Annotated in this window: 18 protein-coding genes; 6 read left to right on the top strand and 12 right to left on the bottom strand. The window is 31.1% G+C overall.

From position 1 onward, the window contains the following. Nucleotides 1-28 precede the first annotated feature (28 nt). The 4 genes from VDP25_RS14520 (at nt 29) to VDP25_RS14535 (ending at nt 3169) form a co-directional block, all read left to right on the top strand. Entirely contained in the window at nt 29-523 is a 495-nt protein-coding gene (locus tag VDP25_RS14520) for a heavy-metal-associated domain-containing protein (protein WP_092468862.1), read from the top strand. 899 nt (nt 524-1422) lie between these two features. Next, nucleotides 1423-1719, top strand: a complete 297-nt coding sequence (locus VDP25_RS14525; RefSeq protein WP_092468864.1) for a helix-turn-helix domain-containing protein — start codon at nt 1423-1425, stop codon at nt 1717-1719. A 246-nt stretch (nt 1720-1965) separates the two neighbouring features. Further along, complete coding sequence (locus tag VDP25_RS14530) at nt 1966-2439, top strand: DUF6943 family protein (protein WP_092468866.1); 474 nt, start codon at nt 1966-1968, stop codon at nt 2437-2439. Between the two features lie 88 nt (nt 2440-2527). Further along, nucleotides 2528-3169 carry a DUF6266 family protein gene (locus VDP25_RS14535; RefSeq protein ID WP_092468868.1) on the top strand — a complete coding sequence of 214 codons (642 nt, stop codon included), beginning with the start codon at nt 2528-2530 and terminating at the stop codon, nt 3167-3169. A gap of 229 nt (nt 3170-3398) precedes the next feature. On the opposite strand, the gene VDP25_RS14540 is transcribed toward VDP25_RS14535, so the two are convergent. Further along, nucleotides 3399-3887, bottom strand: coding sequence for a YqiA/YcfP family alpha/beta fold hydrolase (locus tag VDP25_RS14540; RefSeq protein WP_334470988.1), 489 nt, complete (start codon nt 3885-3887; stop codon nt 3399-3401). Between the two features lie 400 nt (nt 3888-4287). On the opposite strand from VDP25_RS14540, the gene VDP25_RS14545 reads away from it, so the two are divergent. Then, complete coding sequence (locus tag VDP25_RS14545; RefSeq protein WP_334470990.1) at nt 4288-4674, top strand: hypothetical protein; 387 nt, start codon at nt 4288-4290, stop codon at nt 4672-4674. An 18-nt stretch (nt 4675-4692) separates the two neighbouring features. After that, nucleotides 4693-4986 carry a hypothetical protein gene (locus VDP25_RS14550; protein ID WP_334470992.1) on the top strand — a complete coding sequence of 98 codons (294 nt, stop codon included), beginning with the start codon at nt 4693-4695 and terminating at the stop codon, nt 4984-4986. On the opposite strand, the gene VDP25_RS14555 is transcribed toward VDP25_RS14550, so the two are convergent. The 11 genes from VDP25_RS14555 to VDP25_RS14605 form a co-directional block, all read right to left on the bottom strand. After that, the gene (locus tag VDP25_RS14555) at nt 4955-5776 is read right to left on the bottom strand and encodes a GNAT family N-acetyltransferase (RefSeq protein WP_334470994.1); all 822 of its coding nucleotides are present in this window, start codon (nt 5774-5776) and stop codon (nt 4955-4957) included. The genes VDP25_RS14550 and VDP25_RS14555 overlap by 32 nt on opposite strands. A 174-nt stretch (nt 5777-5950) precedes the next feature. After that, complete coding sequence (locus tag VDP25_RS14560; protein ID WP_334470996.1) at nt 5951-6547, bottom strand: hypothetical protein; 597 nt, start codon at nt 6545-6547, stop codon at nt 5951-5953. 183 nt (nt 6548-6730) lie between these two features. Further along, entirely contained in the window at nt 6731-7651 is a 921-nt protein-coding gene (locus tag VDP25_RS14565) for a YeiH family protein (protein WP_334470998.1), read from the bottom strand. A gap of 76 nt (nt 7652-7727) precedes the next feature. After that, complete coding sequence (locus VDP25_RS14570) at nt 7728-8612, bottom strand: LysR family transcriptional regulator (RefSeq protein ID WP_334471000.1); 885 nt, start codon at nt 8610-8612, stop codon at nt 7728-7730. Between the two features lie 146 nt (nt 8613-8758). Next, nucleotides 8759-9688 carry a hypothetical protein gene (locus tag VDP25_RS14575; RefSeq protein WP_334471002.1) on the bottom strand — a complete coding sequence of 310 codons (930 nt, stop codon included), beginning with the start codon at nt 9686-9688 and terminating at the stop codon, nt 8759-8761. Nucleotides 9689-9870: 182 nt separating this feature from the next. Further along, entirely contained in the window at nt 9871-10431 is a 561-nt protein-coding gene (locus VDP25_RS14580; protein WP_334471004.1) for a hypothetical protein, read from the bottom strand. A gap of 135 nt (nt 10432-10566) precedes the next feature. Beyond that, complete coding sequence (locus VDP25_RS14585) at nt 10567-11673, bottom strand: DUF6920 family protein (RefSeq protein ID WP_334471006.1); 1107 nt, start codon at nt 11671-11673, stop codon at nt 10567-10569. Between the two features lie 452 nt (nt 11674-12125). After that, complete coding sequence (locus VDP25_RS14590; protein ID WP_334471008.1) at nt 12126-12734, bottom strand: hypothetical protein; 609 nt, start codon at nt 12732-12734, stop codon at nt 12126-12128. A gap of 393 nt (nt 12735-13127) precedes the next feature. Continuing rightward, a complete protein-coding gene (locus tag VDP25_RS14595; RefSeq protein WP_334471010.1) occupies nt 13128-13646 on the bottom strand; it encodes a hypothetical protein in 519 nt (172 codons plus the stop codon). A gap of 2 nt (nt 13647-13648) precedes the next feature. Next, on the bottom strand, nt 13649-13801 hold the full coding sequence (locus tag VDP25_RS14600; RefSeq protein WP_334471012.1) for a hypothetical protein: 153 nt from the start codon (nt 13799-13801) through the stop codon (nt 13649-13651). A 622-nt stretch (nt 13802-14423) separates the two neighbouring features. After that, nucleotides 14424-14891: a hypothetical protein gene (locus tag VDP25_RS14605; RefSeq protein ID WP_334471014.1), complete on the bottom strand. Its 468-nt coding sequence runs from the start codon at nt 14889-14891 to the stop codon at nt 14424-14426. Nucleotides 14892-15153: the final 262 nt, after the last annotated feature.

Here is a 15153-nt window from a genome sequence, read left to right on the forward strand (position 1 = left end):
TCAAATAATAACAATTAAATTTTAAACAATGAATTTTTTAAAGAAAAATCACGAACACAAAAACGATAATGTAATCGACGTGAGTAAAAAAGTAATTTTAAGTGTAGTTGCAATAGCAGCATTAGGTTTAACAAGTTGTAAAAACGAAACTAAAAAAGTTGAAGATACTACAGCAACAGAAGTGTCAAAAGAAATCGCAATGACAGATTTATCCTTTGGAGTAAGAGGAAATTGTGGTATGTGTAAAAGTACCATTGAAAAAGCAGCCAATAGTGTTGAAGGTGTTGCAAGTGCCAATTGGGATGTCGATAAAAAGAAGATTGATGTCTCTTTTGATGATACCAAAACAGATGCAATGGCAATTCATAAAGCAATAGCAGCTTCAGGTTACGACACCGAAAAAGTTGCAGGTAGTGAAGAAGCCTATAAAAACTTACCAGGTTGTTGTCAATACGACCACGAAATGATGATGAATCAGTCAGGTGAAATGAAATCGGAAGACCATTCAAATCACGACCATTAAGCCAATAATTTAAGAGTCTTTTTAGAAAGGCTCTTTTTTATTCCCCACAACCCAAAACCCAGTTTTTTCGTGCCTCAAAATCCTCTGTTTTTTGTGTTGTTCCGCGCGCCACACATAGTTGGTTTTATGTCACAATAGTTGTAGCCAACGCTATAATAGCACATTGCTTGTTTTATTTAAAAGTATCTATTTTAATAAATTAGTACAATAAAAAAGCAAAGAGCTATTGCCAACGCTCAAAACAACTATTCCGCCACAAAACCAACCCAAAGCTAAGTTACATAATGCGTAGTTATAGGAGCAAAAATCCTTTCAATGGTTGCCTACGGCGTTTTATTATATTTTCGTGCCTATAACTGTCATTATGTAAAATATCCACACACCATCCGCACAAATTCGAACATATAATGTTATTTTGGAAAAGCATTAAACAGTCGTAAATTTAAAAGGTTGAATTAGTTAAGTATTATATTCGTTATCTCATTCAAGCTGCACAAAACCATCGCTAAGCCTGTATTGAGCTTGACGAAATATCCAAGTATTCCTTACCTCAAGTCTTTGTTTGTTTCATTTCGTTAACAAATATAAAAGTCCACTTTTCCCCACCACCCAAGTCAGCGGTTATAAAAAAATAGGTTAATAAAATGCAGTAATACGACATAGCATATTGCTTTTTCTCGCTCGCCCTGTCTCGAGCGCCAGTCGAGAGGTCAAAAAAACAAAAAGCTATTGTCTAAAAGTCCTGTATAAGTAGCTTGTTTAAATGCTGTTTTATCAAACAACTATTTAAAACGCTACACATACAAACGCTTCATCCCAAGCTCAAATTGGAAATAACCTATTTTTTTAAGAGTTTATGCCCCAAAAAGTGTTGTTCAATTAATTAAATACATTTCAATATGATTACAAAAACAATCCAAATTACAGAAGTCAAAGTTGATGAATTAGCGGATAAGGTAGCAGATAAATTATTGTTTAAAATTGAAGATTACCTTAAAGAACTATCAAAATCAAAAAATGATGAATTACTAACAAGACAAGAAGTAGCCGATTATTTAAGAATAAGTTTAGTAACAATACATTCTTGGAATAAACACGGCATTTTAAATCCAATTCGTATGGGCAACAGAATCTTATACAAAAAACAAGATATTTTAGATGTTTTAGAAGAACAGTCAATAAATAAAAAAAGGTAGCAAATATATGTGGCTACCACAGCCAACGCGCAAGGCTATAAAGGTCAAGCCCTACGGGTTTTGAATAAAACTTTTTTCAAAAGCATTTTTCAAAATGATTAAACATTTAACCTCAAAAAACTTTTATCCAAAAACCTTGACAGCCTTATCCACGCCACAAGAGCATTAGGCTTTCTTTTTTTATTCTTTTTCTTTTAAAAAATTAATGGTGCGAAGCGTAGCGAAGCAATTTTAAATTGGATAGCTATGTCAACTTTTGAACTAAAAACACACCAAATCGGAAGAACTTACTCAAACCCTCATTTTTTTATCCTAAACAAAGGGCAAAACAGCGGAAAGCCTTTAATAAATCCTTGTCCTAATTGTTTTGTGGTATCTACATCAACCGAAGAAGAAAAACAAACCCTTTACCATTTATCTATGATGTTACAAATAGGCGGTTTTTATGCTTATTATTTAAAAGGGAGTGTTATTCCGTTTATCTCAATAGATGATTGCCGAAACACCTTAAAAAACAGTTACACCTCGTTGTTAAGTGATGAATTTCAGTTACAAAAGCATATTAATATAGTTTCAACTATTTGTAAAAAAGAAGCTGAACTTCAAAAAGTAATTTCAAAAATGGCAGATTTAAAAGTGTCATACATACAAAATCTATTTTCTAAAAAGCAAAATCGGGCAACAAAGGGCAACAAAAACCAAATCAATCTATTAGCATAGTATTTGCCATATATTACTTGTGTTGGTTAAAGACCGTACCAAGTCCGTACCAACTTCGAACAAGTATTAATTTTAAATTTTATATACAATGGGTGTTATTTCACAAGGAATCCTGGGCGGTGTATCAGGTAAAGTAGGAAACGTAGTTGGTGCTTCTTGGAAAGGTATTGACTATTTGAGAATTAAGCCTTCAAATGTGGCAAATCCACGAACTGAAGGACAAGTTAACCAAAGAAATAAGTTTACTGTTACTTTGGAGTATCTTCAACCGAATTTAGGTTTTATCAAGAAAGGGTATAAATCTTATGCGGTTCAAAAAACAGAGTTTAATGCAGCAATGTCTTATGTATTGAATAATGCGATTACAGGAGCTGCGCCAAACTTTACTGTAGATTATTCTTTAGCTTTATTAAGTAGAGGTAATCTATCTGGAGCTTTGAACCCTGCAACAGATTTAGCAACTGCGGGACAAGTAGAATTTACTTGGGATGATAACTCTGCTGAAGGTAATGCAAATGCAACTGATAAAGCAATGATTTTAGTTTACAATCCAAGTAAAAAAGAATCAATGTATATTCTTGATGGTGCTGATAGAACTGTAGGATCACAAATCATTACAATTCCAAGTACCTATGCAGGTGATACAGTCGAGCTTTTTATGGCATTTATTACTGCTGAAGGTAATACCGTGTCAAACAGCGTTTATTTAGGCTCTGGAACAGCTAATTAACGGTTGATGTTTTTATGTATGAAACCACTCTTTATGAGTGGTTTTTTTATGCTATATTCGTAATTGAATTTATTAATGATTGCCCTTAATTTACCCTTTTTAGGTGTTTTTTGTATCCTATTTGTTGCCCAAATGCTCTAACCCCAATAAATATAAGGTAAATTACATATTGTATCGGAAAATAGACGCTGTGCTTACCCTTTTGTTATGTTAGTGTTTAGGTTTTAAATTATAAGGATTTAAAAAACAGTTGTATTTCTTCTTTAAAGACGTCTAAGGGGATGCGATGTGCTAAATGGTTATGAATATGTATTTTATATTCCGGATGATCTATGAGCGTCTCAGATAGAAACTTAAGGGTTTGTTTAGGGTTTACGACATCATCTTGTGTGCCTAAAACGATTTGCTTCAAACGGCTTGAGTTGTTTTTTATTTCAGGGATGTTCTGTGGGACAGATCTCTTGGCTAGGGCGGGATTAAATAATAGGGCAGGGCATTGCATTATGTTTGAGACGTAATAGCCTGTAAAGCCACCCATACTGCTTCCTATGACGATATTAATTCCCATTGCTTTAAAAGCTGTGCTTATACTCGCAATAGCGTGTGTGTCTGATTGGTAATCTATGGCTGGGGCAAACACCTCTCCATAAGGTTCTAGTAGAGCTCTTTTTTCGAGGCTTAAACTTCCATTTAAACCATGTATGTATAGGATTTTCATTGTGTTGTTGGGGCTTTAATTTTTAAATAATGCAGTGGAAAGATACAAAAATTAGCAGCTGTAAATGGCATGTGTTATTGGAACATTTCTAGGGGGATTGGCTGTGACTTCTGATGGATTTATTAGAGTAATCCCTAAGTCTGTTTTTTCTGCCATGCTATAAGCTTGTTTTAAGCCTGTTATAAGCACAGCATAACCACGCTATAACCTGTATTGTAGGATTTTGTATATTGCTGTCTTATAGGTGTTTAGATTAAAATTAGATATTGTGGCACAACAGCGCGGTATTATCCCTTTAATAGGGACGTTGAATGGTATTAATTTTTATTATGAATGGTAAGCCTATTGCCCGAAAAGCGGGTGTAGATTTACAAGAAAAGCAATACAAACGAAGTCTAGTATGAAGCATGTGCGTGAAAACGCTACTGAGTTTGGGCATTGTTCTGTGGTTAATAAAGCGTTTAGATCTGCTTTAGGTCCTTTTTATAAGGGGTACAAGTTTACGCATTTTCATAGTCGGTTGATGGGCTTGTTTATGCGGTTGAAAGTTTTGTATCCGACGCATAAACGTGGGGAACGCCGTGTTGTGAATGGGGTAGGGCATGCTTATGGTCCTCAATTGTTAACCGCGTTTAACTATACTCCAGCTTGTGTTGTACGGCAGGTTTTACCTTTTTCGATGAGGATTTCTAACGTTGGTATGGCTTTGACTATTACTGATTTTGATATGGCGGAGGTGGGCTTTGTGGCTGGTGCTACCCATATTGAGCTGACGTATGGTGTGTAGGATTTTGATTTTGATGGTTTGGATTATGTGCTACATTTGGCTCCTCCTTTGGTTTTGGATGGTTCTTCTACGGTTTCTACAGTGGTTTTAGAACCGGATTCTTTACCTAGTGGTCTTGGCACTCAGCTTTGTGTGCTTGGTGTGCGGTTTTACCAAGCGGTAGATGGGGCTTTGTATGTTTTAAATGCTAAAGATAGTGGTGGGTATTGCAGTTTTGAAATGTATATAGGTAGTAGCAGTACCTTGTTTGTTTTTACCATAGTTCTTTGTTGGCTACAGTTTATATATTCATTTCCATTTCATATTGATTAACAGTATTCGATAATCCAATTGAACTGATGAAATTTATTTTCTCCTTTAATCTTGTATCAACATTTATTATTTTTATTGAGTTTGATACTTCTTTTATCCCTTTAAATAATCTATTCCAACAGCCATCACTTTCTTTTAAAATCTCAAATTGTGCTAAATATTCATTTTTGGTGTTTACAACAAAAAAAGACTCAATAAAATTATCCTTTGTAATTTGATAGTAATCGTAATCTCCGTTTTTAATTACTTCTAAGTTAAAATCCCAAGAATATAAATTTTGATTAGGTAATTTTCCCCAATCAAAAGTATTATAGTCAACTTTATTCATCTCAATTTTAGCATTTGAGATTAATTTAATTTCTCCACTGAAGCAATTAAATGTTTTACAAATTTCGAATCCAATACTTTGATAAGATTTTATTGCTTTAGTATTTTCAATGATTACCTCTAATGAACATTTTGTAACTCCATTTATTTTTAAATCTGGTATAGCAAAATCGTACATCGATTTAACGATTCTTCTCCCTCTATATTCTGGAAGTACACCTGTTCCGGTATTAAAGGCTATTTTTTCTCCATTTCGTTTATCTATGGCGTTAATTATAAATCCAACTAATTTTTCGTCATCAAACATTCCATAGGACAAGGCATAATCAACTTTTGCTAATCTCCATCTATTTTTATAATAGTTTTTGTCTGTTGGTAGCTTAACATAATAATTTTCAAAAGACTTTAAAAAGCAATCAACAATTATATCAAATTCAATTTTCTCTAAATTTTTTACTATCAAAATTTTGTCAGTTATTCGTTCTTAAATTGTAGCCAACGTGATTGTGTCTGGTTAGTTGCGTGTTTAAGCACCTAATTTAGCAAACATTTACGAACCCGTTAAAATTCTGCAGGAATTTTAGCAAGTAGGGAAGAAGATCGCAATTAAATATTCACGGTGTTGTGAGTAGTTGTTTTAATTCGTATATTTTTTTATTAATTCTTCTTCTATCTCAATAAGTTCGGTTCTCGTATTTCCAACAGGTTCGTTTTCCAATTTTTGTCTCAATTCAATAAATCTATTTGCAAAGTCATAAAACTTTTTGCTGGTAGTAAAACTCTCTAGCCATTTTCCGAAATCCATCAAATATTCTTGATTTATAGTATAATTAAAGTATTCAATTAGTTGTTCTAGCTGCCAATTTGAGGATTCAGATTTTTCGAATTGAAGAGATTCTTTTTGAAGAAATTTGTCGAAAATATAAGTATTAGATACAAAAGTTTGAATTGCTTTCTTTTCGGCTTGTTCAATTCTTTTCGTTTTAAAAAGAGTAATTGTCCATTCAAAAAGGAAGATTGGATGACCAATGTCTTCAGGGAAATTTTTTGTGAACCAATTGAAGTATCGTAAAGCACCAGTGAAATCCTCTAATTTTAAGTATAATTCGGGTGGTAAATATCTTAATCCTCTACCATCGTGATAAAATCCGCCCCAATGTTTTTTGTCAGCTTGAAGGTCACGTTTAATTTTCTTGATTTTATTTTTTATTCTTTCTTCCTGTTTAGGTGTCATCAATTTTTTTTAATTAGAGCCAAGGTTGTTGTGTATGATTTATTTCGTTTGTTCGCTGCGCTTGGGTGTGGCGTGGTTAAGCGAGTAAGTTAACAAATAAAAACCGAATATAAATTCTGTAAGGATTTTTGTAAGAAGGCGAGCGTCAGTTAGTTAATTATACATGGTGTTTTTACACTGGCTTTAGTTTAAGATATAAATTAATGAAAAAAAGGAAATAAAAATCCATAAAGTCAGCGCTAATACAATGGGTTTCATTCCTGTAGATTTCAAATCTTTTATAGATATGGTTGAGCCTACTAAAAACAATGTTATTATTAATAAACGTTTAGCCATTAATACAATTAAGCTAGTAGTTGTTTCTGGTAACATATGGTAGCTATTAATTATTATTGCAATAATAAATAATACAATAAAGTAAGGGATTTTTATTCTTTCTCCTTTTGTTTTGAATAAAAACATTGAAAAAATGGATAAAGGGATGATCCACAAAGTTCTAGATAGTTTTACTGTTGTTGCAATTCTCAATGCTTCGTCTCCATAACCTAGTGCAGCTCCAACTACAGAACTTGTATCGTGTATTGCAATTGCACACCATAAACCGAATTGTTCTTGTGTTAAACTTAAAAAATGTCCAATTGCAGGAAACACGAATAAGGCAATAGAATTTAATAGAAAAACAATACCTAAAGCAATACTTATTGTTTTACTTTTAGCTTTAATAACAGGAGAAATTGCTGCAATAGCACTGCCGCCACAAATTGCTGTTCCAGATGCGATTAGGTGACCTAGTTTTAAATCTAACTTTAGAAGTTTTGTTAGTAGTAAACCTAGAGTGACAGTTAAAAGTATTGAATAAAAGGTTAAACTCAATCCTTCTTTACTTGTTTCTAAAGTTTCTTTAATAAACATACCAAACCCTAATCCAACAACCGAAATTTTTAAAAAATAATGAATTGCTTTATGACTGTATTTTTTTAACGGATTATTGAAAATAACGGTATATACAAAACCAAGTAACAAAGCAGTTGGGCTGTTTAATACACCTAAAAGCGCAAGGGTAATTATAAGGACGTAAACTGTTTTTGAAAATATATCTTTCATATCATTTAGTGTTATTTGATACAAAAGTAGATTGAATGAATAGCCTGTAAGCAAATTAATTTGCTATTAGAGATAACTAAAAGTTATGATTAAGTCGAATGAATTTTTCAAATTTTTCCAAAGAACTTGAAAGGTAACCTGTTCTTTTAACAAAATAAAACCATCTTTCAATACTCAAGCCTTTTATGTCTATTATCTTGAGGTTATTATTAATTAAATCATCATTAATAGCATTGATTGAAAGAAGTGCATAATCGTTAGAGTTGTATAAATAATTTTTAATAGCTTCGGTACTGTTCAATGTTACTACACAATTGAGTTTTGAGATGTTATTTTTAACTAAAAAACGGTCTATTATTTCTCTAGTTCCAGAGCCTTTTTCACGTTCAATTATGGGAATTTTTTGTAGCTCTTTTATATCAATACTTCCTTTTTTAAATGAAGAATTATTAACATTGGTTACAAGAACAATTTCGTCCTTTATAAATTTTTTAAAGTGCATTTTTGGGTTAGAAAAATTCCCTTCTGTAATTCCAAAATCGATTTCCTCATTTAAAATTAAATTTTCAATATTTTCTGAATTATCACTAACTATATCAAATTTTGTTTGAGGGAATTGCATTCTAAACTTCGCAATTACTTTTGGGATGACATAATTGGATAACGTTGTACTTACCCCAAAATTTATAAACTCTGGAAAGGTTTCATTTTTATGTAGAAATTGCTCATCCATTTCAGAATAGATAGCTAATATTTTATTTACATATATAAGGAATGATTTTCCTTCTATTGTTAATTCAATAGAGTTCCTTTTTCTAACAAAAAATGTTGTTTTATATTCTTGTTCTAAATTCTTAATTGCTTTGGATATGGCCGGTTGTGAAATATATAATTGCTCGGCAGCTTTTGTAAAACTTAGATGTTTAGCAACAGTCTTGAATATATGTAACTTTGTTTTCATTAACTTGTGTAGAAAGGTCTAGTATAAGAATAGTAGTGGCTTTATAAACGCTAATTTTTAAGTTAAATACAGACCTTTTTTATTTTTACTTACTTTGGTTTTAGTAATTAAACCGCTATTATTTTTATACATTGTTGGCAATAGTACTATTTTATTTTAAGTGAGGTCTTATAAATTTTACTTAAGCCATTATTACTTTCATTAATATAGTTTCTAAATTCTGAAATAGTATCGAAATTTCTTGGATGTATATTATTTCTTTTGCTTGTAAAATATAAAATTTGGTTTTGTTCATCATAAAATGGGCAATATTCCATATACTTTGTGTTCACCGGAACTCCTAGATTTACAGCCTTTTTCCAGTTTCCTTTTGTATCCTTCTTCGAAATATATAAATCCCCACTTCCTTGACCATCTTTTTCTTTATATTTTGAATAGATTATGAAATCTTCTTTTTCTGAAATAAAGGCATTAAACTCATAGCCGGCACTGTTAATGTTTTCATCTAATAAAATAGGATTTGAATAATTGTCACCTTTCCATTCACAGTAATAAATATCATCTTTTCCAAAACCGTCAGGCGATACCATTGTAAAATATAAATTTCCATTTTTACTGACAGAAGGATAAAACTCGTCTAATTCTGAATTAATTGGTTTTCCAAGGTTTTTAGGTTTTGACCACGCCTCATCGTTGTTAGTTCTTTCTACATACCAAATATCAAAATCCTTTTTCTTATTAATAGAATCATTTAAAGGTCTATTAGATACAAAGAATAGTCGCTTATTATCATATGATAAAAAGGGCTCTAAATACATATATGAATCACAAAACGGTAATAATTCTGGTTCTAACCATGCATTTTTGTTCTTTTTAATATAAGCAAGTTGCGAAATGTCTTGATTAGGACTTTGTACCGTAAAGAATGCTTCATTCCCATCTTTTGAAATACAAAAATCTCTTACATTAATAAATTGATTAAGCGCTTTATCAAATTGAGTAATATCAGATTCATTCTGAGCTGATAATAAGTTTGAAATAAGAATTAACGAAATTACTAATCTGATTTTTTTCATTATTGAAGTTCTTTTAAAAGTATTATTGTCAACGGTTTAGTGTATGGTTTACTTCTACGTGGTTAAGTAACTAAGTTAACAAATAAAAACCGAATGGACACGAGCAAAGCGAACTGGCGTTAGCAATTTCGTAAGTAGGTTAGTACTAGCTATTAATTCTATACGGTGTTGGAAAATCGTTTTTATTTTTTAAACCATTCTGTTGTTTGTGGTGGTGGAGGTGGTGGTGGAACGAGTTTGTATTCATCTGCCCACTTTTTCCGTTGAAACTTTGGTTTATTATAACTGTCCATTAATGATTGCCACCATTTTTTTAAATCTGAATTTTGGTCTAATATGCTTCTCCGAGTGACTCTTGGTTCATTATTCGGGTTGTTATGCTCGATAATTAATTCAACAATATATAAGTAGTCATTCAGTCCCCAATCAGATTCTGTTTTAATCCATTTAGAGCTGTAAATCGTATACACATATTTATTTATGTCAGGATTAAAATAGATATCAGTACTTAACTTATATTCTCCGCTCTTTGCTTTTTTGCTTTGGATTAATGAAATTAGAGTATTTAATTTAGCAGTTTGTCCAAAATCAGATTTTAGTTCTGAAAATTTATTTTGTTCAATTAGTTTTTTTGTTTTCTCACCAAGACTATAACTTGCTCTTATTTCTTTCAGTTTTTCATCTTGACAATTTCCAGTTAGAGAGATAAATAAAAGGATAAAGATTAATGTGTAGTTTCTCATTTCAAATGTTTGCCAACGTCTAGTTTAAGAATAGTAGCGAATTTTTATGCACTAACTTTTCGGTTAAACACAGGCCTTTTTTATATTTATTTACTTTTGTTTAAGCGATTAAACCGCTATTGTTTTTATATATTGCTAACCATCTGGCATTTCTTTCACGTTGTATTTGATTTCCTTAATTTTTAATTTTAACCAAGTCCATTTACCACTCTCCAATTTCCAACTTGCTTCGCATTCGATAGGTATTTTTATTTCATTTCGTTCTTCTGTTTTTGTCGCAATAACAGTCCATTCGGTTGGTTGTTCTGAATTTGAATCTTGATAACGCATTGCTACAAATCTTTTGAAGTTTCCTTCTTCGTCAAAGTGGAATTCTCCCGTACCTTTTGTTCCGTTATAATCCATAGTTGCTTTGGCGGAATATTCGTTCAAAGTGTCCCACTTTATGTATGGACTTAAAGCCGCTGAAGGAAACCAAACTATTTCTGCCAAATACCTTTGTAAGGTTGCTTGGTCAACTTTACGGCTGTTTTTGGCATCTGCTACAGAAATGAGCGATAATAGCTTTATTGTCATTTCTCCATTTCCACTTTCAAATTTATCTCGACCAACTACGCTAAAAATTGAATTCATTTTTGTATCAATGTTCCAATTAAATGCTGGCGGATTTATCGTAAAATACTGTTCGGCTTTTCCATTGTTCCAATTTTCTTGGTCGGGACTTAATTTAAGTTGTAATTCTTGAGTCAAATGCACATTAGAAATCGGATGTTTACTGATTGTTCCACTATTAATCATCCACTTTTGTACAATAGAAGGTAATTCCGAAATGGTCTCTTTGGTAATTACTTCTTCACTAACAGTCTGTGAGTTTTCAAACAGTTTTTTCCGTTCTTCTGTAATCTTATTTTTAAAGCTAATATTTGAATAAGCTATTATTACTGATACGAGAATTATTAGGTTTGCTATTGTACCAAATTTTGCGTCAGACCAATAGGTTAAAATTAAAATCTGTGAAGCAATTACAGCTAAAAATCCAATTAACCACCAATAATTGGACTGAAATATTAGTAAAATGATTGCAAGTGCAAAAAGAAGAAATGTTAATAGCCAAACTAATCCAAAAGTTTTAGGAATTGGTTGTGAAATAGCCGTAAATTCAGATATGCCAAATGCTTTAAGAAACCCGAATAAATGGATAATTCCGTGTATTCCAATTAATAAGATTAAAGCTATTCGCATCGTTTTTTGCTTGTGGCTAACGTGTTTGTAAATGGTTTGTTGCGTTCAAGTACACGCTTTTTTTTCGCAATCACAATATAGTAAAAAGTACGCAAAGATCATCGTTTTAGCTAGCTACAGCAATGCAATATACACGTCTTAAGTTTGTAATTTATTAAATTTAATTAATAATCAGAAAGAACAAAAGAGAGCATTAAGGTTACTATACACGGTGAAGCATTAGACTTTGGCAACATTGCTAATCCTCTCTCTTACTACTTAAACTTCGTTCAGTTCTGTGAGACCTAAATCTCGTTTTTAAGTTGTTGAAATATGAATAGCCGTAGCGAATAAGTTGCTTGAACAGGCCTTTGCTATTGCAAAAATCGGATTGCCTTATGATGAAAACTATGTTTCAAAATTAGCTTAAAGTTGCTTGTTTTTTAACTCAGTTCTTTGTTGGCAAACGTATTTTATAATCGATATACAATTTCGGTTATTATCAAACGCTTTGTGAAATAGTCATCAAAGTCTAAATTAGCACTTGTCATTTTTTCAGCTATCAGTCTTATGTTTAACGTTCCAACTTCTTGAGTCTTTTCAATATATTTTTGAACGAATTTATTTTTTTTAGATGCAGTATTCAATGCCTCTCGATATTTTCCGAAATAATTTATATCGTAATAATTTTCAAGTGTTGTTATTAGAGAATCGTTATTATTAATTTTAGGAATAGTTGCTTCTAAAGTTCGAATTTTATATTCTCCTTTAGTATTTAAATATTTTCTTCTAACTCGATATTCAGTTCGAGTTTTTTTTTGATTATCCACAATCCAAATAGAATCAGGTATTCCATATACTACATTTTTTAAATTACTTTGATTAAATTTTTTGAGTTGTATTTCGGTTGGTTTTGCCCAATTTAATTTTCTTTTAGATTCGATATCTATTAAAAATTCTGCGTATGCTTTTTTTATGTTTAAATTTGGATAATTAGTCTTGAGAAATCCATTTTCAAATTCAGTCACAATTGAAGTTAAAGTTTCGCTATCTTCTTTTCCTAATATCTTTTCAAATTTCACTATCTGATTTTTATTCGAACAGCTACTAATTAGAAGTAGAAATATAAATGTTAGTAGAATTTTCGTTGGTTTGATCATATGTTTGCTAACGGTTGTGTATATGAAAAGTAGCGCTGAAAATAAGCGTTATCTATTCGGATTAAACACAAGCCGAATTTTTAAATTTTACTATTTATTTTTGGGAAATCGTCAAATTTAAAAATTTGGCGACTTCATAAAAATGACAGAACCTTTTTTTAGCAACGACTCGCGCTATTTTTTATATACGTTGTTATGCCATGTCAATTATCGGTATATATTTGACTCCGTATTTTGTTTACATAAAAATAGAGCGATCGAATTTCATTTATTAATCAATCGCTCTACTAAATCAGTTTAAAATCGTAAAAATAATTATAGAAGTCCAGCTATTAATCCTATAATTACACTATCTTTTACGTCTTCATTATTGCTGTTAAAATAAATATACTTTAGTTGTTTGAAAAAACCAAAATGTTCTATAATCTTCCATTCTTTAGAATTGTATTGAAATTTTATATCTTCATTAATAAAAGCATATAGCATATTATTTTTGAAATCAACTTCAAAATCAATTAAAGACACCCCAGTTTCTAAATCAATAACTTTAGTTTTATTCGAAAATAACTTTTTTTTAAATTTAAATTTTTTGTTTGTTAGAAAAAGTTTTTTTCTTGTTACAGCAAAGTCTTCATCAATGAAACATATCTTTTCATCATTCATTATAAATGTTGAATCTCTATTTTTGTAGTTATCATTTAGAATTTCAAACGATAATGTGTCAGAAACTGTGTTGATCGTAGCACCATCGCTAAAAGAGTGAAAAGAATATGTACGGTCTTGACCAATTACTGAAATTGGTATAAAACATAATAATAGAATTAGATTTTTCATATCTAAAATAATTCTTTAATACCAGCGCCTGCGGAACCTGATAATCCACCTTCCAGTGCACCAGCTCCAGCAGTTGCCCACATACCACCAGTTAACCTAAACGTAACGGCCATAATTAATATCATAAATGGCACATATTTTCCAAATTTGTTCATTATCATAGTATTTATGTCGCTTATATAAAATTTCGTGCGACGATTTAAAGAATGTTTCTTAACTCACTTCGCTATAAAGTAAAACTGTTGTTATTTAAGCTCGACGACTTCTTCTTCTTTTATTTCGGTAGTCGTTTTCACATAACCGATTTTGGACAGGCAATCCTAAATACCATATAGTAACATATTTTCTACGTTATTAAACTAAAAATAAATATATTTTTACTAATATAAAGTTAAAGTGTTGTTAACGATATGGCATAACGGTTTTGTGTATGGTTAGTTGCGTGGTTAAGCACCTAATTTAGCAAATAAATCACAGATAGAATATTCCGCAGGAATGTTCGTAAGTCGGCAGTGACCAAGCAATTAATTATACACGTCTTAAGTTTGTAATTCATTAAATTTAATTAATAATCAGAAAGAACAAAAGAGAGCATTAAGGTTACTATACACGGTGAAGCATTAGACTTTGGCAACATTGCTAATCCTCTCTCTCTTACTACTTAAACTTCGTTCAGTTCTGTGAGACCTAAATCTCGTTTTTAAGTTGTTGAAATATGAATAGCCGTAGCGAATAAGTTGCTTGTTTTTTAACTCAGTTCTTTGTTGGCATTAGTTTTTATTCTAATTTCTTTTTTACAGGTATTAAAAGTTTGTGAGTAAAATTTCCTCCATCATCAGTTCGTTCACTTAATAGAATTTCTATATTTCCATCCAAGAGATTCTCTTCAGTTGCAGTTAATTCGAATTTTAAACCTTTTGAGTTTATTTCAGGTCCATTCAAGTCAACGCTTTTATTTTTTTGAACCTTTAAGTTTGATAATTTTTTATATAAATTTTCTTTTTTGAGATATATTTCTGTTGGTTCTCCAACGACTAAAAATCCAAAGTCATTGTTTATAATGATTTCTATTTTGTCGGCACTTGAGTAAATAAATTCAGTTGAATTCTCAATCGATTTATTAATTTCTATTTTGGATTTAGATACTGTTCCAGTTTCAGATTTCGTATCTGTATTTTTTCCGCAATTTGATAAATTCAGAGTGATTAAAACACATAATATGTAATTTCGAATATTATATTTCATTTATAATACGATTTTTTTTCAAATTAATGCCAACGGTTTTGTGTATGAGTTAGTTGCGTGGTTAAGCAACTAAATTAGCAAACTTTTACGAACCCGAGAAAATTCCGCAGGAATTTTAGCAAGTAGGCTAGAACCAAGCAATTAATTATACACGTCTTAAGTTTACAATTCATTAAATTTAAGGATAAATCAGAAAAGACAAAAGAGAGGAGTAAGGTTAATATACACGCAGAAGCTTTAGACTTCGTCAACATTGAAAATC

Origin of the sequence: Winogradskyella sp. ECml5-4, from assembly GCF_036903175.1 — a bacterium.
In the GTDB taxonomy this organism is placed as follows: domain Bacteria; phylum Bacteroidota; class Bacteroidia; order Flavobacteriales; family Flavobacteriaceae; genus Winogradskyella; species Winogradskyella damuponensis.